Annotated in this window: 13 protein-coding genes; 8 read left to right on the top strand and 5 right to left on the bottom strand. The window is 72.7% G+C overall.

What is annotated here, in order from left to right; translation table 11 throughout:
• Positions 1 to 538 precede the first annotated feature (538 nt).
• Positions 539 to 1,675: a glycosyltransferase family 4 protein gene (locus ACFZBU_RS18445; RefSeq protein WP_391584645.1), complete on the top strand. Its 1,137-nt coding sequence runs from the start codon at positions 539 to 541 to the stop codon at positions 1,673 to 1,675.
• A gap of 85 nt (positions 1,676 to 1,760) precedes the next feature.
• Here ACFZBU_RS18445 and ACFZBU_RS18450 read toward each other — a convergent pair whose 3' ends face one another.
• Genes ACFZBU_RS18450 through ACFZBU_RS18460 form a run of 3 tightly spaced genes read right to left on the bottom strand, consistent with a single transcriptional unit; the run spans position 1,761 to position 6,120 of the window.
• The gene (locus ACFZBU_RS18450) at positions 1,761 to 2,867 is read right to left on the bottom strand and encodes a C45 family autoproteolytic acyltransferase/hydolase (RefSeq protein ID WP_391584646.1); all 1,107 of its coding nucleotides are present in this window, start codon (positions 2,865 to 2,867) and stop codon (positions 1,761 to 1,763) included.
• A complete protein-coding gene (locus ACFZBU_RS18455) occupies positions 2,864 to 4,699 on the bottom strand; it encodes an amidohydrolase (protein WP_391584647.1) in 1,836 nt (611 codons plus the stop codon). Before ACFZBU_RS18455 ends, ACFZBU_RS18450 begins: the two co-directional genes overlap by 4 nt.
• A complete protein-coding gene (locus tag ACFZBU_RS18460; protein WP_391584648.1) occupies positions 4,696 to 6,120 on the bottom strand; it encodes a purine-cytosine permease family protein in 1,425 nt (474 codons plus the stop codon). The genes ACFZBU_RS18455 and ACFZBU_RS18460 overlap by 4 nt, the downstream gene beginning before the upstream one ends.
• 95 nt (positions 6,121 to 6,215) lie before the next feature.
• Here ACFZBU_RS18460 and ACFZBU_RS18465 point away from each other — a divergent pair, with 95 nt between their 5' ends.
• The 4 genes from ACFZBU_RS18465 (at position 6,216) to ACFZBU_RS18480 (ending at position 12,419) form a co-directional block, all read left to right on the top strand.
• The gene (locus ACFZBU_RS18465) at positions 6,216 to 6,848 is read left to right on the top strand and encodes a TetR/AcrR family transcriptional regulator (protein WP_391584649.1); all 633 of its coding nucleotides are present in this window, start codon (positions 6,216 to 6,218) and stop codon (positions 6,846 to 6,848) included.
• A gap of 628 nt (positions 6,849 to 7,476) precedes the next feature.
• Positions 7,477 to 8,994, top strand: coding sequence for an alpha/beta hydrolase (locus tag ACFZBU_RS18470; RefSeq protein ID WP_391584650.1), 1,518 nt, complete (start codon positions 7,477 to 7,479; stop codon positions 8,992 to 8,994).
• A gap of 84 nt (positions 8,995 to 9,078) precedes the next feature.
• Positions 9,079 to 10,428, top strand: coding sequence for a hypothetical protein (locus tag ACFZBU_RS18475; RefSeq protein WP_391584651.1), 1,350 nt, complete (start codon positions 9,079 to 9,081; stop codon positions 10,426 to 10,428).
• A gap of 995 nt (positions 10,429 to 11,423) precedes the next feature.
• Positions 11,424 to 12,419 (top strand): hypothetical protein, encoded by a 996-nt coding sequence (locus tag ACFZBU_RS18480; protein WP_391584652.1) that lies wholly within the window; start codon positions 11,424 to 11,426, stop codon positions 12,417 to 12,419.
• A 348-nt stretch (positions 12,420 to 12,767) separates the two neighbouring features.
• Here ACFZBU_RS18480 and ACFZBU_RS18485 read toward each other — a convergent pair whose 3' ends face one another.
• Complete coding sequence (locus ACFZBU_RS18485; RefSeq protein WP_391584653.1) at positions 12,768 to 13,010, bottom strand: hypothetical protein; 243 nt, start codon at positions 13,008 to 13,010, stop codon at positions 12,768 to 12,770.
• Between the two features lie 576 nt (positions 13,011 to 13,586).
• On the bottom strand, positions 13,587 to 14,672 hold the full coding sequence (locus tag ACFZBU_RS18490; RefSeq protein WP_391584654.1) for a DMT family transporter: 1,086 nt from the start codon (positions 14,670 to 14,672) through the stop codon (positions 13,587 to 13,589).
• Between the two features lie 84 nt (positions 14,673 to 14,756).
• Here ACFZBU_RS18490 and ACFZBU_RS18495 point away from each other — a divergent pair, with 84 nt between their 5' ends.
• The 3 genes from ACFZBU_RS18495 (at position 14,757) to ACFZBU_RS18505 (ending at position 18,539) form a co-directional block, all read left to right on the top strand.
• On the top strand, positions 14,757 to 15,737 hold the full coding sequence (locus ACFZBU_RS18495; RefSeq protein ID WP_391584655.1) for a LysR family transcriptional regulator: 981 nt from the start codon (positions 14,757 to 14,759) through the stop codon (positions 15,735 to 15,737).
• A gap of 124 nt (positions 15,738 to 15,861) precedes the next feature.
• On the top strand, positions 15,862 to 16,428 hold the full coding sequence (locus tag ACFZBU_RS18500) for a hypothetical protein (RefSeq protein WP_391584656.1): 567 nt from the start codon (positions 15,862 to 15,864) through the stop codon (positions 16,426 to 16,428).
• 542 nt (positions 16,429 to 16,970) lie between these two features.
• Positions 16,971 to 18,539: an ABC transporter substrate-binding protein gene (locus tag ACFZBU_RS18505; RefSeq protein WP_391584657.1), complete on the top strand. Its 1,569-nt coding sequence runs from the start codon at positions 16,971 to 16,973 to the stop codon at positions 18,537 to 18,539.
• Positions 18,540 to 18,748 lie beyond the last annotated feature (209 nt).

Consider the following 18,748-nt stretch of genomic DNA (forward strand, 5'->3'; position numbering starts at 1 on the left):
GTGCTCGGCGTCGCGCGGAGGGCGCGGGGCCGGGAGAGGGCGGTCCCCGCCGACCGAGGGAGACGCCCACGACCGCGTCGTGCCGACTGCGTGGCTACCCATGGCTGCGGGACCGCGTGGATGCGTGGCCTCGTGACCGCCCGGTCGCCCGCCGCCCGGTCGTGTACCGACCACGTCGAGTGCGGACACAAGGGCGATTTCGGCCCGTCCGATCTCACCCGCCGCCCGGGGCAACGGAGTTCACGTCTTGTCCGCAGGGTGCTCCCGCCCACACCATGGCGGCTGTGGCGTTTCCCGTCGACGGTGCGGAAGTCGACCCTTGGAGGCGACGTCGGCCGGCCGAAGGGAGCCCGAGATGTCGCGGGACGACATTGCACCCGAGCGGCGTCCGCGTGCCCGGGTGGGCCGACGGGCCGAGCAGGAGCGCATCGCCGCCGACCGGACGCACCGCGCGACACGCGGCGCGACGTGGGGCCCGGCGGTCGCATCGGTCCGGGCGTAGCCGGCCGTGCACATCGCTTATCTGCACCCGGGAAGCGTGCCCTCCGTCTACGCCAACAGCGTGCACGCCATGCGGATGTGCGACGCCTTCGCCCGGGCCGGCCACCGGGTGAGCCTGTACACCGCGCCCGGCTCGTTCGCGGTCGAGGATCCGCATGCCTACTACGGTGTCCGCCACCGGTTCCGCATCCGCACGGTGTCGAGTCCGGACTACACCCCGGCCGGTTACCGGGTACGCGCGGAACGGGTGCGCAGGCTGCTCGTGCGGGACGCCCCCGACCTGATCTACGGCCACGACCTGTACGCCCTCACCGTCGGGGTCGGCATCGCACCCCTGGTGTACGAGACCCACCGCATGCGGGACGACCCGAACACCCTGCGCATCGAACACGACCTGCTGCACGCGGACGTGCTCGCGCGGATCGTGGTGATCACCGGGGCGCTCGAACACGAGTACCGGCGTGTGTACGGCGCATCGGCGCGGCTCCCGATCGTGGTCGCGCCCGAAGGAGCAGACCCACCGGACGGCTGCGGCGGGGCGGCCGGCCGGCCGGAACTGCCGGGGCGGCCGGACGCGCGGCGGATCGGTTACGTCGGACACCTGTACGAGGGGCGCGGCATCGACCTCGTCCTCGACCTCGCGAGGCGGCTGCCCGACCTCGACTTCCACCTGGTCGGCGGCACCCCCGAAGACCTCGCGCACTGGACCCGGCCCCGGCACCACGTGGCCAACGCATACTTCCACGGACACCGGCCGCCCGCGACCGTGGGCGCCTACTACCCGCTGTTCGACGTGGTCCTGGCGCCGTACCAGGCCAGGGTCTACACCGCCGACGGGCACTGCGAGACGGGTCGTTGGGCCTCGCCGATGAAGATGTTCGAGTACATGGCGCACGGGCGCGCCCTCGTCGCCTCCGACCTGCCGGTGCTGCGCGAGGTCCTGGACGACCGGGTCAACTGCCTCCTGCGTCCCCCCACCGACGCGGCCGCCTGGGCGCAGGCGATCACCGAACTCCTCGCCGACGAACCGCTGCGCACCGCGCTCGGCGAGCGGGCCCGACGCCAGGTGCTCCACCGGCACACCTGGCGCCATCGGGTCGACCGGGTGCTGGCACACCTGGACGTGCCCTCGACGAGCGCGGGCGAGTCGGTCCGCCGACCGTCGCCACCGTGATCGCCCGCCCCCGCGGGCCGCAGGTCCTCGACGGCTGCGCCACGGTCCCGGTGGTGCATCGGGCGGCTCCGCAGCCGTCGAGTCATCACGCCGTGAGGCTGCGCCAGGTTCCGGAGGCGGCGTCGGCGGGGGTGCCGTCGAGGATGGTCGCGGTGCGGGTGGCGGGTTCGAGGATGACGGTGGCGAGCGTGGCCCAGCGTTGGCCGAGCGGCTTGTCCGGATCGGCGACGCAGGTCACGGGTGGTTCGCCCGCCCCGGTGACCAGCAGGTCCACCAGTTCGTCGGGCGTGTTCGGTGCGCCGCGGCGGGCGAGGCGGGCCTGGACGAAGTCGCGGCGCTCGGTCGAGTCGGGCTGGTAGAGCCAGGTCTTCTCGTTCGCCGCGGGTATCGGGGTGAGGAAGTGGTTGGTGCGCAGCAGGACGCCGTTCTCGGGTTCGATCTCGAAGACGCCCGCGGGGCTCAGGTCCAGGAGGACGGCACGTGAGGGATCGAACAGCGCGAACGATCCGGAGGAGGCGATCGGGGCGCTGCGGACGATCTCCAGTGCCTCGGTGACGTCGGCGGCCTCTTCGAGGACGATCGCCGCCAATACGTGCATGGGGATGCCGCCGACCCCGTCGCGCACGTGGCCCAGGATGTTGAAGTGCAAGGCGAGGCCGGCGCTGTTGATGCCGATCTTGCCGAGGATGCCGTGTTCGGTCAGCCCGACCACGTCGTGCCGGCCGCCGCGCGCTGCGAACGTGTGCCAGTGGTCGGCGAGTTCGACGTGCCAGTCCCAGGTCTGGATGCCGAACGTGGGCGCGGCGGAGGCCACCGCGCGGTCGAACCGGCGTACCACGGTGGTGCATTCGCCCGGCGGCACGGTCGTGCTGTGGGCGAGGATCTCGGTGCGGGCGTTCAGGGCCGCGATGCGCCACGTCGGCACGTGTGCGCCTGCGGCGATGCCCTCGATCTCGGCGCGGGCGCCGGGGCGGAAGCCGTCGATCGTGTCCAGGGCGCGGTCGGCGTGGTCGTGGACCAGCTCGGGGGTGATGCCGCCGAGCGCGAAGAGCCGGTCGTAGGTCTCGATTGCCCCGTGGATGCCCGCGCGCAGTGCCTGCCCGCGGGCGATGCCGCGGGTGCGGGGGTCGCCGGCGGTGGTGATGTGCAGGCGGGTTCGGGGTTCGGGGTGGGGGCTAGGTGCGGCGGTCACGGGCGGTCCTCGGGGAGGTGGGGGTGCAGCAGGACGTTGCCGTCGACGACAGTGGCGAACACGGGATTGCGGGCCTGGGCCTCGGGGGTGAGGTCGAGGGGGTTCGCGGCCAGGACGGTGAGGTCGGCGAGGTACCCCGGGGCGATGCGGCCGAGTCGGTGCGAGGCGCCCGCGGCGTGGGCGGCGGCGAGCGTCATGCCCGCGTATGCCTCACGTGCCGTGAGCGCCTGCTGCGGCTGTACCGGCATGGTGCCCGGTTCGTCGACGGGGCGGCGCAGTTGGCAGTCGGCGAGCCCCACGCGCGGATCTCCCGGGCCGATGGGCCAGTCGGAGCCGAGTGCCACGACGGCGTGGTGGTCCACGAGGTCGCGGGTGCGCCAGCCGTGCGCGGCGCGGTCGGGTCCGATGCGCCGCGACCAGTTGTCGGTGCCGTCGCCGCGGGTGTGTCGGGTGGCGTGCGCGGGTTGCAGGCTTGCCACGACGCCGAGTTCGGCAAAGCGGCCGAGGAGGTCGTCGGGGATGGACTCGACGTGTTCGATGCGATGCGGGGCTCGGGGGACCGGTCCGATCTCCTCGATGACGTCGAGCGCGAAGCGCACGGCCCGGTCGCCGATCGCGTGGGTGGCGGTGGGAATGCCGCGCTCGACGAAGAACCGCATCGCGGCGCGGTAGGCGTCCACGTCGCGCCACAGCGGTTCGCAGTTCTCGCCGTGCGTGTCCGGGCGTTCGAACCAGGCCGTGCCGTTGTCCGCGGTCCCGTCGAGCATGAACTTCACCCCCTCGACGTGCCAGCGCCGACCGCACAGGCCCTGGAGATCGGCGACGTGCTGCCACGCGTCCGGGCCCGAGTCGGCCGCCACCAGGGGCGAGCAGCGGATGCGCACCGGCAACTCGCCGTGCTGTTCGAGGTGTCGGTAGACGGCCTCGGAGGGGTCGGCGAAGTCCAGGGCGTGCAGGCCGGTGAGGCCGCCGCGGGCCAGCCGTTCGAGTTCGCGCCGCACGTACCCGGCGGCGGTGGGCACGGGTACGTCGGGGTAGTGCGCGAACACCAGGTCCATTGCCTGGAGTTCGACCACGTATCCGGTGGGGCGGCCGTCCGGGTCGACCTCGATCGAGGAGGCGTCGGTGAAGGTCTCGTGGCCGGTGAGGCCGACGAGTTCCACGACGCGGGGGCTCACGACGAGCGCGTGTGCGTCGCGGGTCATCAGCGAGACGGCGCGTCCGGGGAAACGCTCCCCGAGCACGGCGCCGGTCGGCTCGCCGGGGAACGCGTTCACGTCGAGGTCGTATCCCGTGATCCACGCGTCCTCGGGGTGCGTGCCCGCGGCCGGCGCGAGGAGTCGGCATACCTCGTCGAGGGTGGCGGCGCCGGACAGGTCGACGCCGCTCCCGATCGAGATCGACCCCCAGACGGGGTGGGCGTGTACGTCGACCAGGCCCGGCAGGATGGTGGCCTCCGGGAACTCGTACACGCTCGTGGCGGGGCCGCGAAGCGGTGCGACGGTCGCGGCGTCGCCGACGGCGAGAATGCGGCCGTCGTGGATCGCGACCGCGTTCGAGGGGGACGACCCGGCGGTCGCATCCGTCGTGTGGCCCCGCGTGTCCCTGTCCGGGAGCGGGGCCGGGGCCGGGGGTGTGCCCGTCTTCGGATCGGTATCGGGGTGGAGGTGTTCGACGTGTCGGGCGAGCACAATGACGTCGGCGTGCACGGGGTGGTTCGCTTTCGGGGTCGGGACCGGTATGGGGGTGCTGATCGGGGCGTTCGCGGCCGGCCCGAGCCCGGCGGTGACGCGGATGGCTCGGGCGTCGCGTGCGGCGGGGGTGCGGGTCATGCGCGCGGGATCGATCGCATGACGCGGGCCACGCCCCAGTAGATCGCCGCGGCGGTGAGCATCCCGCCCGGGATGGCCAGGTCGAGGTCGCCCGTGACCGTGGCCAGGGGGCCGGTCCAAAAGCTCGTGGTCACGCACATCGCGGCGGTGAGGCCGCCGACGGTGATGGCGAGGACGCCGGCCACGTGCACGCCGCCGCGGTACCCGAACGGGCCGTCGCGTCGTGCCGCGAGAAGGGCGGATCCGTCGTAGCGGTTGCGGCGCAGGAGCAGGTCGGTCACGGCCACCGCCATGGCCGGACCGGTGACGACCACCACGAGTTCGAGCATCGTGTTGACGCTCGTGAGGAAGTCGAAGACCAGGGTCGCGAAGAGCGTCATGGTCGTGCCCAGGACGCCGATGATGACGACGGCCGGGATCCGGGCGAGGCGGACGCCGACGGACTGGATGGAGAGACCGGCGCTGTAGGCGGTCATGCCGTTGTTCGCCATGGTGTTGGCGACGACCGCGATGACGAACAGGGGGATGAACCAGCCCGGGAGGATGCTCTCCAGGGCGCGTTGCGGGTCGCTCATGTCCAGGGTGGTGGCCGCGAGGACGCCGACGCTCGTGAAGACGACGCTGGGCAGGTATGCGCCCAGGGCCGTCCAGCCGGCGATCGCGAGGGGGTTGCTGTCGCGCGGGAGGTAGCGGGCCAGGTCCGGGCTGTTGCTGTAGGACAGGGGGGAGGAGGCGACGATGGTGAAGCCCGCGGTGAGGGTGGCGAACAGGGCGGTTCCGCGCAGCGGTTCGGCGGGGGCGTAGGACCAGTCGGTGTTGGCGAGCACGTAGCCGGTCACGACGACGAAGACCAGGGTGAGGAAGGCGCTGAGGGCGGCGTACAGGCGCACGATCGTGGCGTGGCCGAAGATCGCGATGAGCAGGGTGCCGCCGGCGATCGCGCAGACGATCACGGCCTCGACCGCGGCGTTGTCGGGGAGGCCGAGCCGCTTGGCGAGGCCGATGCCCGCGACGGAGGCGGCCGACCAGTTCAGGGCCAGGTAGGCGGATGCGATGAGCCATCCGGTGAGGACCAGGACGACCCGGTTGCCCAGCACGCCGTACATGGCGCGGGAGACGACCGATCCGCTCGTGCCGGCGGCCGGGCCGCTGACGGCGATGACGCCCGTACAGATCCACAGCAGATTGCCGACCAGCGTGACCCCGATGGCCTGGGCCGGCGAGAGTCCCATCAGGATCAACGCCGCGCCCACGACGAAGCTCAGATAGCTGACGTTCGGGGCGGCCCAGATGGCGAAGAGTTCGCGCGGTCGCCCGTGGCGCTCGGCCTCGGGGACCTGGTCGATGCCCCGGGTCTCCGGGCGGCCCGCCTGGCCGCCGGCGTATGTGTCGGGCGCCGGGGCGGGGAGTGCGTGGTTCATACGTCGAGACCTCTCGGGGTCACACCACTAGCAACCACTGCTATTGGTCTCTTGGCCAATGGGGTATTGGCCACACATCCAATAGGGTGGTCGGTATGACGTCAAGCCCCCCGGTGCCGCGGGTTCGCAAGATGCCCGAGGAGCGCCGCGCCGAGATCGTGCACACCGCCGCGCGGATCGCCCTCGAGGAGGGACTCGAACGCATCACGCTCCGACGCGTCGCCGACGAACTCGGTGTGCGCCCCGGACTCATCGGCCACTATTTCCCGGCCGCCGACGACCTGGTGAGCGAGGCCTTCACCCACGCCGCGACCAAGGAACGCGGGTCGCTGCTCCCGGATGCGGAGGCCGGGCTCGCCCCCATCGATCGACTCGCCCGCTTCCTGACGCGCCTGACCGACGGCGAGTACGTCGACCTCGGCCGGCTGTGGCTCAACGCACGCCACGTCAGCCGGTTCAAACCCGGCCTGCGCGCGGCGGTCCGAGGCCAGGAGGAACTCACCCGCGACGCCCTCACCGCGCTCGTCGACGAGGGCGTACGTGCGGGTGAGTTCACCACGGACGATCCGCTCGCGGTCGCCCTGCACATCCTGGTCAACGTGGACGGCCTCGGCGCGTACAGCAACGACGACACCCCGTTCGACCACCCGGCCCTGCACGACATGGCCATCGCAACGGCCGAGCGGCTGCTGCGGCTGCCGGGCGGCACGCTGCGCGCCCGGGCGTGAGGTCACGCGCCGGCGACGCGCCGGCGTCCGACGCCCGGCCGGGCGGGCGACGCATGGGGAGGCGGGGGCGGCGGCGGGAGTGCGTGGGCGACGGCAGGTGGTCGGCGTGCGGGTGGGGTGCGCGCGAGCGGTCCGGCGGTGTGTGGGGGAGCGGGGGTGCTCGGGTGCGGGGCGCATGTGGGCGCAGGTTTGCCCGCGTCGCGTCCTTGGGCGGTTCGCCGGGTCATATCGCGTGCAGGCCGCGGTAGTTGGGGTGTTGCGCGGCGGCTCGTGTCGGTGCGGTTGCGTGGGCGTATGGACGGCTCGCCGGTCTCGGTTGGGCATGGGTCGGGCGTCATGATGTCAGGGGTTCGGCGGCGCGGGCGTCGATCCTCCGGCCGACCGTGGCCCTCGATCGCAGGTGCCGGTCGCCGGCGATGCCCCGGTACCGAAGTCCTGCTCCCGGCGGGGGATGTGCGATGCGCTTCGGTCTGCGGCCCGGTACCCGAGTCCCTCGTGCCCGAGGATGAGGTCGGTCGCGTTTCGGGTTCGTAGCCTCCCTGGCATGCGATCACAGGAACAATCTCGCGTTCGACGTGATTCCACGAACTTCCTTGCCGCGCAGGGTATTCGGTCGAGATTCGGAAGGTTGCGCAGGCGTCGGCTCGCCCCGCTGCTCGCCGTTGCCGTCATCGCCGGCCTCACGCCCACCCTCGCCGCCGGAACCGCGGGCGCGGCCCCGGTCCCGGCCGACGAGTCGGGGGACCTCGGTGCCTACGCGCGACAACACCCGAACTGGCAGCGCTGCGGCGCGGATACGCCCGCCTCCTTCGAGTGCGCCACCGTCCGGGTGCCGCTGGACTACCGCAATCCGACCGGTCGCGCCATCGACGTGGCGATCTCCCGGATCAAGGCGGCGAATCCGGCCGAGCGACACGGTGTCCTGCTGCTCAACCCCGGCGGTCCCGGCGGCCCCGGGCTCGGCCTGCCCTGGGAGATGGACGCCACCCTGCCGCAACCGGTGAAGGACCGCTACGACCGCATCGGCTTCGACCCGCGCGGCATCGGCCGCAGCACTCCCGTCCGGTGCGGCCTCACCCACGAGGAGGGGACCCTTTTCCGCCCCTACCGCACGTTCGACTCGAACGTCGCTTGGGCCCGCACGGTTGCGGACAAGTGCCGTGCGCGCGCGGGTGATCTGCTTCCGTACATCACCACCCGCAACACGGCCCGGGACATGGACGTGATCCGGACGGTGCTGGGTGAGCGGAGGATCTCCTACCTGGGCGTGTCCTACGGCACCGCCCTCGGCGCGGTCTACACACAACTGTTTCCCTCCCGTGCCGACCGCTTCGTGCTCGACAGCGCGGTCGACCCCGACCGGATGTGGCGCGAGATGTTCCGCCTCTGGGGCTCGGAAGGCGAGGCCAATTTCCGGCGGTGGGCGCAGTGGACCGCGGAACGCTCGGACACGTATCACCTCGGCGACACCCCGGCCCGGGTCACCGCGACCTTCCGGGACCTGGTCGCCCGTGCGGACCGTGAGCCGATCGTCGTCGGCACCACCCCCCTGGACGGCGTACGGATCCGGGAGAACTACCGGCCCATGTTCGCCACCGTCGCCGAGGCGGCGAAGTGGGTGGCGATCCTGAAGCAGGCCGCGGCCGGTGAGCCGACCCCCGAACTGCCCGGGACGTCCGTGGACGAGCCCGACATATCGGGGACGTGGTCGGTGCTCTGCGGCGACACCCGGTGGCCGAGCGACCCCTGGCGGTACCGGGTGGAATCCGCACTCGACACGATCCGCTACCCGCTCTACGGCGACCACGCGTCGGGCATCACGCCCTGCGCGTTCTGGAACGCACCCCGCGAGCCGCTCACCGTCGTGGACAACCGGGTGCCCACGCTCATCGTGCAGAACGAATGGGACTCGCAGACCCCGCTCGTCGCGGCCCGGTCGATGCACCGCGCGCTCGAGGGCTCGCGCATGATCACCGTCGACGGGGGCGAGGGTCACGGCGTGTACACCTACTCCGGCAATCGGTGTGCCGACGAGGCGACCACCGCCTACCTGGTCACCGGCCGGCTCCCGGCCCGCGACGTGACCTGCCAGGCCGGGCCCGACGACCGGCGGGTGGCCTCGGTGTCCCCGGCGCAGCCGCGCTGAGCACCGGCAGAACCCGGGCGGGTGGGTGGTGGCCGTACGCGCCGCCCACCCGGCCGGCCTGCGGAGCGGCAGTAGCCTGAATACATGACGAAAGGTGCATTTCGTTACGAGCTTTTGCCGTCGAGGGCGGCCGTACTCGGGTTGACGCTGGTGTTGGCGATCCTGGCCTTCGCGTCGGCGCCCGCGCACTCGGCCTCCGGCGGCGGCATCGGGACGATCGCGGCCTCGCTGCGGGACGATCCGGTGTACACCGTTCCGGCAGCCGCGGACGTGCTGCCCGGTGATACCGCCGATGCGTTGCGGGCCAGGATCCGGTCGTCCGGCAAGCCGGTCTTCGTGGTCGCCGTACCGGCCGACTCGCCGCTCGCGACGGCCGGTTCGCCCGCGGCGGTACTGTCCGGCCTGCGCGAGCAGGTGGGCCGACCGGGGGTGTACGCGGTCGCGGTGGGCCGTACCTTCGATGCCGCGGCCGATGCGTCGGTGATGTCCCGGGCGCGACTCGCCACGCTCAAGAGCGACGTGCTCGCCGCGCACCAGGGCGACGGGCCGGGTCTGCTCACCGCCTTCGTGGACGGGGCCGTGGCCGACGCGCGGCAGGGATCGGCACCCGCAGGCGACCGCGGCGGCTCGTCGTGGGTCGGCCTCACCGTGGTCGCGGTCGTGATCGCAGCCGGGGTCGGCGGCCTCCTGCTGGTGCGCAGGCGCAGCCGTACCCGCCGGGCGGCCCGGGCCCGGGAGGAATTGGAGCAGGTGCGGCCCGTGGTGGACGAGGACATCACCGCATACGGCGAGACGCTCGAACGGGCCGCCTTCGACCCGGGTGCGGCCGACTCCGACGACGGCATGCGCGCGGAATGGACGAACGCCCTCGACGCCTACGAGCGGGCGAAGTCGGCCATGGCGGCGGCCCGCGAACCCGCGGACGTGCGTGCGGTCAGCGAGGCACTGGACGACGGGCGATTCGCCCTCGCGACCCTGGAGGCCCGGCGTCGGGGTACGCCGCTCCCGCAACGCCGACCGCCGTGCTTCTTCGATCCGCGGCACGGCCCGTCCGTGCGGGACATGCGCTGGGCGCCGGCGGACGGCGCCGAGCGGGACGTACCGGTCTGCGCGGCCGACGCCGCGCGCCTGGACGACGGCCTCGACCCGGCGATCCGCGAGGTGGACGCCCCCGGTGGGCGCCGGCCCTATTGGGAGGCCGGCCCCGCCTACGGGCCGTGGGCGGCCGGTTGGTACGGCGGCATGCTGCTGCCCGGCCTGCTGATCGGGACCACCCTCGGCGCGTCCATGAACATGGGCTACGCCGCGGGCGCGGACGGGATGGGTGACGGCGGCTTCGGTGGCTTCGGCGGCGGTGACGGCGGCGGCGGCTTCGGCGGGTGGGGCGGCGACGGCGGTGGTGGCTGGGGCGGTGACGGCGGCGGCTCGTTCTGAGCCCGTAGCCTGCCGTGCCACGGATCGACGCACCCTCGGCAGCGTCGGGCCGGGTCGCGCCCGGCGGGCGGTTGTCGAGCTGCGGGGGACGACATCGGGGCGGAGGGTCGGCCGGTCGGAAGCCGATCCGGCCGACCCTTGATGCGTTCGACGTCGGCCTCGGCGCCGGCCGCCTCGTCCCGGACGTTGCGCACCACGTCGGGAGCGGCCGTGGTCGGGAAGCCCGAAGAGGTGGCCCGGCCGGTCGCCGAAGGCGTGCCCGAGGCGGCTGAACGGGAGAGGCGCGGCCGGCGGCACCGCGAGCACGACGACCCGGCCCCCCGACCTCGCGCGCGACGTCGAAGGTGGTGCCCGTGGCGGCCAGACCCCGCGTGTCGACGAGGGCCCGGGGCGCGCCCATCCCGGCTGCCATCGGGCGTGCCCGTCCCGGCTGCCACCGCCGGGTGGTCGCCTTCGACCACGGTCGGATTCGGCAGTGCCCACCCCCGCGCCGGTGGGCACTGCCCGGTTGCCGACCCCGGGCGATCCCGCCGGTCCAGGGCGAACCCGCCCGGCTGGTCGATCTCGCCCGAGTGTCGTGCCCGAGCACGGTGGTCACCGGATCGCGCCGGCTGCCGGATGCTCGCGCGCCGGCTCGCCGAGGCGTGCGGCGATCGCGTGGGAAGGGTCGAAGTCGGTACGCGCCCGCCGCGGCGGATCGATCGCGGGCGTGACCTCGGGTACGGACGAGTGCCCGTCGGTGGAGGACAGGTCGTGCTTCTCGCACCGGGTCGCGGCCGGCGGCACCCCGTCCGGCTGCTCGGCCGTGAACGTCGACCGCAGGAGTCGGGCACATCGGTGGAATCGGGCGGATCGGTGGAGCGGGGAGCGGGGAAGGGCGCCACGGCCGAGTCCCGGTGGCACGCGGCTGTTCGGGCGGCCGGCGGCGGGTGTGCTCCGGGGCTTCCGCTTTTCCCCCTGACGGTGGGTCAGGCAGGCGCATAGGATCCATGCCCATGTCACTCTGGGGACGATTCACGTCGGTGCGTTCGGCCACGCCGGCACCCGTGTTGGTGTGGGACGCCGCGCTGGACGACGACGAGATCCGCGCCGTCGGGCAAGGTCTCGCGCGCGACGGCGACTTCGCGCCGGCTGCCGCGCTGTTGGATCGGGTGGGACGGGATTGGGCACGTCGGGTGGTCGCCGTGACCGCGCTGGGCGAGGTCGCGGCGCTGCACCCGGAGTGGTTGTGGACATGGCGCACCGAGCGACCCGAGTCGCCGGATCCGCTGGTGGTGGCGGCCGCGGCGGCGGTGCGTGCGGCCTGGAACGCGCGCGGCGCGAAACCGGCGAGCCTCACCAGCGGACACCGATTCGCCGACTTCCACGAGCTGTTGATCGAGGCCGACCGCGCGTGCCTGCTCGCGACCGAGGCCGCGGCCGACGATCCCACCCCGTGGGTCTCGTGGTTGCGTGTGTGTCGCGGACTCGGCGTCTCGCGCGCCGTGTTCGACGCCCGGTGGCAGGCGCTGTGCGAACGCGATCCGCGGCATCGCGCCGGTCACGACGCGGCGTTGCAGTACCTGTGCGAGAAATGGCGCGGATCGCACACCGACATGTACGAGTTCGCGCGCAAGGCCGCGGCCGACGCGCCGGACGGCTCGCCCCTGGTGATCCTGCTCGTCGAGGCGCACATCGAGTACGCCCAGCGGATGAACCGGGACGGGAACGCGGACGACACCGACTTCTGGCGGGCCGCCGCCCGACAGACGGACCTCGACACCGCCCTCGACCGCTACCCCGTGGACGCCTCGCCGCGCCACCCCAGCGCCCTGTCCGACCACAGCGCGCTGGGCTACGCGTTGGCCAGGTCCCAGCGCTGGTCCGAACTCGCGCTGCGGTTCGAGGCGACCGACCACCAGGGCTTTCACCTGCCCTGGACCTACCCGGGGGGCCGAACCTTCTTCGAACGGGCACACGCCGAGGCGACGCGCGGCCGTCCGCGCCGCTGAATCGGCCGCAGGCAACGGGCAACACCGGGGCCGACCCCGGGTACGGGTCCACGGCCGTCGGAGCCAACGGCCGTGCGAAGTAAGCGGGTTCGCCCGATTCGGTGGCGTGGGCGAAGCGCGGGTGGGCCCCCGCCGTTCGGTTACGGAGGGCGGGCCCGGGCCGACGTGTGGCGCATCACCCGGGGCGCATGGTGCGGCGAACATCGGTGTGCGCAGGGGTGGTTGCTTCCGATCCGCGATTCGGATCGCGCGCGGTCGCGGCCGGGGCGGCGGCCGGCGCCGACCGCCCCTGATCGCGGTCGCCGGACGAGCCTCGCCCGCGATCGGCGAGGAACGCAAGGCAGTTCGTCATGGTGTGTGATCCGCGGGAGTGCCGAGCGCCCGGCGGATACGGCCGGCGCTGTTGTCGACGTCGGTGTCCCAGATTCCGATCGTGCCGTCGCTGTCCGCGCCGACCAGGGTCCGCGCCCGGCGGGGGAAGGCGACCGCCCACACCGAGCCGTCGTGCCCGGCGAGCGTGCCGATCGGGCGCCGGCGGCGCGTGTCCCAGAGTCTGACGCCCCGATCGTTGCCGGCCCACCGTGCGAGCACTGTCGGGCCAGTCGCTCGACGAGTGTCGCGGAGGCTCGATCGCGGCCGAAGAACCCAGGGGTGATCCCGGGTCCGGAACATCGCCAACCCCCGGTAGGGGCACGTCTCCTCGGTCGTACTCCGAGTGGGGAGCGGACGACACCGGCTCGCCAGCGGGGTCGCAACGCGGTTCGGGTACGAGGCGCAGCAACGCACCACCGGCGATCGGCGCGTCGTCGCAACGGCCCGCGACGTCGGGTGTGACCGGCTTCCGGCCGGTCTCGATCTTGCTGAGGTAGCCGCGACTGTAGTGGACGATCGCCGACAACCCCGCCAAGTTCGTGCGGCGCCACGAAGCTGGGGGAAGCTGCTCGGGATGTCGAGGGTGTGGCTGTCGACCGCTGTGGTGGGGCCGGGAAACACCTCGGGAAACACCCGGAAGCCGGGCCGGGCGATGTCGGACGACCCCCGCCGCGCCCCGATCCGCGCACCGGACGAGGCCGCGGGGACGGGCCCGTGACGGTGTCGCCGTCCGTCCCCGTGGTCCTCCGCCGTGTCGCCGTCCGGTGCGGCGGGGAGGTCGTCCGCGGCGGTCGATCAGCCGAGGCTGTCGGCGCAGCGCTCTCCGGGGTGGGTGATCCCCGGACCCGGACCCGCGGGCGTCGCCGAGCTACGGGCGACGCGGGGGGCAGGGACGTTCCCGTCGTCGGGCGTGGTGTGTCCGGAGACGTCCGCGCGTACCTCGTGCACGGCGGGTCCGGGAAGCGGGGTGGGGGCGAGGTTCCCGTGCTCGCGGGCCGGGGTCGTGCGGGCGTCGGCGCGGGTGACGGCGATGCCGGCGAGCACGACGAGGACGACACCGGCCGCGGGCATCGGACCGGGGATCTGGTCGAGCACCACCAGGCCCATCAGCAGTGCGATGGCCGGCTCCAGGCTCATCAGGGTCCCGAAGGCGGAGGTGCTCAGCCGGCGCAGCGCGAGGAATTCGAGGCTGAACGGCAGCACGGCGCTCAGCACGGCCAGCCCCAGCATGATCAGCAACAGCGGCCAGGTCACCTCGCCCAGCCCGGCGGGGGCGGCGACGAGCATCGCGACCAGGCCCGCCACCGGCATGGACACGGCCAGCCCGTTCAGGCCGGTGACCCGGTCGCCGACGTGTTGGGTCAGCAGGATGTACGCCGCCCAGCAGGCCGCGGCGGCCAGTGCGAAGCCGAGACCGAGGGGGTCGATCCCGGCATGCCACGGCTCGGTCAGCAGCACGACGCCGATGCCGGCCAGGGCGGTCCAGCGCCTGCGACCACGGCCGGCGCCGTACAGGGACACCGCCAGCGGGCCGAGGAATTCCAGTGCACTGGCGGTGCCCAGCGGCAGGCGCGCCACGGCGAGCATGAAGAACAGCATCAGGCCCCCGCTCACCGCGCCCAGCATCGTGCACGCCCACAGGTCCCGGCCGGTGAAGTCGCGGCGGCGCGGCCGGACGAGAACCAGCAGGACCAGGCCCGCCCACGCGAGTCGCAGCCCGGCCGTGCCCAGCGCGCCGAGCCGGTCGATCAGCGGTACCGAAAGCGCCAGCCCGAGCTGGACGGTGGACATCGCGGCGACGGCCATCAGGGCGCCCGTCGCGGCGTCCGGCGGCTGCGGGCGCGCGACCGCGGGGCGGGTGTGATCGGGCGACGTGTTCATGACCCCAAGTAGAGGTGCTTCGCATTGTTCGTGTCCACGTGCCGATTCGGAACACATCGTTCGCGAATCGTGGACAATCGGGGAATGGAGACCCGACGGCTACAGGTGCTGGTGGAACTGGCCCGGCTGGGCTCCATGCACGCGGTCGCGGACGTGTCGGGCACAAGCACCTCGACGGTCTCCCAGCAGATCGCGGCGCTGGCCCGCGACATGGGAGCCGACCTGATCGAGCCGCACGGGCGGCGGGTCCGGCTCACCCCGGCCGGACGCCGACTGGCCGAACACGCCGTGACCATCCTCGCCGCCGTCGAGCAGGCGCAACACGACCTCGCCCCCGGCGCGGAGCCCAGCGGCACCGTGCGCGTCGCCGGATTCGCCACCGCCATCCGCGGCCACCTGCTGCCCGTGGTCACCGACCTCGCCGTCGCCCATCCGCGGATCCGGGTGCTGATCCGCGAGCACGAACCCGCCGAGGCCTTGGCCCTCTTGGCCGAGGACGGCACGGACCTGGCACTGACCTACGACTACAACCTGGCGCCTGCGGCCGAGGACCCGACCGTGCGGGCCATACCGCTGTGGACCGCGCGATGGGACCTGGGCGTGCCGGCGCACGCCGTCGCCGACGAGGCGGCCGACGCCGCCGACGGCGGGGGCACGACGGCGGAGGTCTTCGCCCGGTTCGCCGGCCACGACTGGATCGTCAACTCCCGGAACACCGCGGACGAGACCGTGGTCCGTACGCTCGCCTCGCTCGCCGGGTTCACCCCGCACGTCACCCACCAGGCCGACAGCCTCGACCTGGTCCAGGGCATGATCACCGCCGGTCTCGGCGTGGGCCTGCTGCCCCGGGGCATCGCGACGTCCCCCGGGGTGCGGCTGCTCCCGCTCACCCTTCCGCACGTCGATCTGCGCGCGTACGCGGTGGCCCGCCACGGCCGGCTGAACTGGCCCCCGCTCGCCCTGGTGACCGACCTGCTCCTGGGTCGCGCCGCGGACGCCGGGGACGCGAACCGGCCCGAGGAGCCCGACCCCCGGCCGCCGCACGGATCCGACGGCGGGCCCTGAACCCGACACGGCCCACGGCCACCCGAGTGCCACCCCGGGCCTGCCGCCGTCGACGCTCATCGGGTATCGGCAATTCCGCGCGGTCATCCGGCGGTTCGGTGGTAGGGGCGATTACGCTCCCCGCATGTCGCTTACCATCGATCAATTGGCCGGGTACGTGGAGCGTGACCTGGACGGCGACCTGGCGCGTTGGCTGCCGGGTCGACCGCGGGTCGAGATACCCGCTTCGGTTCGTCCGGTCGAGCCGTTTCTGGCCAAGCTTCCGGCGGACGCCGCAACGGCGTTGGCCGGGTTCGACCGCAGGGTGCGCTCGGGGACCATGGCGCAGTTCCTCGACATCCACGACTGGTCGTACGGCTTCGACTTCGACGCCAACGACTGCGCGGTCCTGGACTCCGACTACGAGACGGAGCTCGCCGGCGACGACGTGTGGTCGGTCGGCGCCGACGGTGGGGGCAACTACTACGTCGTGCTCACCAGCGGTCTGGTCGCGGTGTGGCTCCACGAAGAGCAGGTCATCGAAGCGGAAACCCGATTCGACAACATCGACGTGTTCCTGTGGTCCCTCGTCAGATACCACGCGGTCCGCGCCGGTGCCCTCGACCCGGGAGCCGTCGAAGCCGATTTCCGATCCCTGGCCCAGCCCGGGGCGTTGGCTCCCGACCTCGGACTCCTCGCCCACATGTCCTGACACCCGGCCGGCACCGTCGGCGACGCGCGCCGTCCCATCACCGGGATCGAGCGCGCGGCGCCGGTTCGCGTCGGTGTGGCCTGTGCCGATGCCGGCGGGTTCCGGCGGGGGTCGCATCGAACCCGCGGATCACCGGGCGGGAGCTCGCCGGCATGCAGCGGGAGGAGGGTGACGTCGATCGGTTGCCGTCGAGGGTCGGGCTCGTCGTATTCGACTACCAAGTGGTTGGTCGACGGTATGAACGTGCGGCGATGCGGATCCCGAGCAGAGTGTCGGACATGATCGGGCTTGCCGTTGGTGATACGGACGGAATCGACGGTCGTTCTTCGTTCGGGTGGACGATACGAGGTGTCCGGGCGCTGCCTACCGTGAGCGTCCTCTGCGGCACCTGCGCCGTTCTCCGAGGAGGTATCCAGCATGGGACGATCCGATGCGGTCGGGTCCGCTGTCCGGGCGGTGGGCCGGGCCACCCGTAGGCTGCTCGCCGCCGCATCGAGGGGCGAGCGGTCGATGTGCTCCGCCGTTTCCGCCGGCGGTGCGCGATGAGAGGCCTGGCGCGCGGTGCCGCGACGGCGGTTGCCCTGGGTCTGCTCGCCACCGGATGCGGTGCCACCGACGGCGCCGGCGCGGGCGGGAGCGACACGCTGACCATCGGTATCACCGATGACCCCGGCAACGTGTCCCCGCTCACCTCGCTGTCCAAGATCACGTCCGTGATGACCCGGTTCTCGTACGACACCCTGGTGGGCGTCGGGCCGGACGGACAGATCGTGCCGAGTGTGGCCGAGAAATGGACGTCCGACACCCTCTCGGCGACCTTCACCCTCAGGCGCGACGTGACGTGCGCGGACGGCAAACCGCTCACCGCGTCCGCCATCGCGGCCCAGTACAACTACATCGTCGATCCGAAGAACACCTCGCCGCTGTACGGCCTGGCCGTGGCACCCGGAACCGTCGCCACCGCCGACGACGCCACCAACACCCTGACGCTGCGCACCCCCGAGCCGACGCCGTTCCTGCTGCGAGGCACCACGGGACTACCCCTGGTGTGCCCCTCGGGGCTCGCGGCACCCGATTCGCTCACCCACGCCACCGACGGCACCGGGCCGTACCGACTCACCGAGGTGGCGACGGGCGACCACTTCACCTACACCAAACGACCCGACTACGTCTGGGGCCCGAACGGCACCGGCTCCGCCGAACTGCCCGAGCGGGTGGTCTTCAAGGTCGTCTCCAACGAGTCCACCAGGGCCAACCTGCTCCTGGGTAAACAGCTCGACATCGCCTCCGTCACCGGCGCGGACCGCATTCGGTTGTCGGCGGCCGGACTCAACGCCCAGATCCAGCGCGATCCGCTCGGCATGCTCCTGATCAACGAGGGCCCCGAGCACGTCACCGCGGATCCGCAGGTGCGCTGGGCGCTGATCGCCGCGCTCGATCTCAAGCAGCTGGGAGCGGTGGCCAGCGGGGGCAAGGGAGCGGCGCCGGCCAGGGTCGCCACCACCATGCTGCCGCCCTGTCAGGCCGACGCCGTCAGCGCCAACACCCCGCCGCACGACCCCGCCCGCGCCGCGGAGGCGCTGCGGGGCGCCGGCTGGAAGAAGTCGGGCGGGTACTGGACCAAGGACGGCAGGCAACTGTCGATCGTGCTGCCGCACCCCACCACGGGAGGTTCCCAACTCCTGTCGGCCGTCGAACTGGCGGTTCAACAGTGGAAGTCGTTCGGCGTGAAGGTCACCCGCAAGCCGCTCACGAACGGGACGACCGGCGAGGTGCTGGCCTCCGGCCAGTGGGATATCTCGTGGACCCCGCTCACGCTCACCCAACCCGACCAGCTCATCCCCTTCTTCAGCGGGCCCGCGGGTCCCGACGGGATCAACTTCGGCTCCATCGACAACCCCGAGTACAAGCGTCTGACGGCTCTCGCCATGGCCAAGCCCGACCTCGCCGGATGTGACGAATGGACCGCAGCCGAAGCCGAGTTGGTCAAGCGAGTCGACGTGGTGACGTTCGTGGACATGCTGTCGCCCTACTTCGCCACGCACGACACCACGTTCGTGATCGACGGCATCGGCATCGACCCGATGTCCCTGCGGCTGAACCGCAAGTGACGCCGCACACGATGCCGCGAGTGGCACTGCGAGTGGCGCCGCGCGTGACCGACAGGTGACGCGCGACCGACGCCATCGGCCACCCGGGCGCGGGTGAACCCGGCCGCGCACCCATGACGACGCCCCCTCCGAAGCCGTTCGACCCGGCTTCGGAGGGGGCGTCGGCCGTCTGCCGGGGGATGCGACGGAGACCGGGTGGAAGAGGCGCG

The organism is Embleya sp. NPDC008237 (assembly GCF_042956465.1).
In the GTDB taxonomy this organism is placed as follows: domain Bacteria; phylum Actinomycetota; class Actinomycetes; order Streptomycetales; family Streptomycetaceae; genus Embleya.

Coding starts and splice junctions, on each gene's coding strand:
- ACFZBU_RS18455 (WP_391584647.1), bottom strand. CDS start 4,699: ATGACCCGCACCCCCGCCGCACGCGACGCCCGAGCCATCCGCGTCACC.
- ACFZBU_RS18460 (WP_391584648.1), bottom strand. CDS start 6,120: ATGAACCACGCACTCCCCGCCCCGGCGCCCGACACATACGCCGGCGGC.
- ACFZBU_RS18465 (WP_391584649.1), top strand. CDS start 6,216: ATGACGTCAAGCCCCCCGGTGCCGCGGGTTCGCAAGATGCCCGAGGAG.
- ACFZBU_RS18475 (WP_391584651.1), top strand. CDS start 9,079: ATGACGAAAGGTGCATTTCGTTACGAGCTTTTGCCGTCGAGGGCGGCC.
- ACFZBU_RS18480 (WP_391584652.1), top strand. CDS start 11,424: ATGTCACTCTGGGGACGATTCACGTCGGTGCGTTCGGCCACGCCGGCA.
- ACFZBU_RS18490 (WP_391584654.1), bottom strand. CDS start 14,672: ATGAACACGTCGCCCGATCACACCCGCCCCGCGGTCGCGCGCCCGCAG.
- ACFZBU_RS18495 (WP_391584655.1), top strand. CDS start 14,757: ATGGAGACCCGACGGCTACAGGTGCTGGTGGAACTGGCCCGGCTGGGC.
- ACFZBU_RS18500 (WP_391584656.1), top strand. CDS start 15,862: ATGTCGCTTACCATCGATCAATTGGCCGGGTACGTGGAGCGTGACCTG.
- ACFZBU_RS18505 (WP_391584657.1), top strand. CDS start 16,971: ATGAGAGGCCTGGCGCGCGGTGCCGCGACGGCGGTTGCCCTGGGTCTG.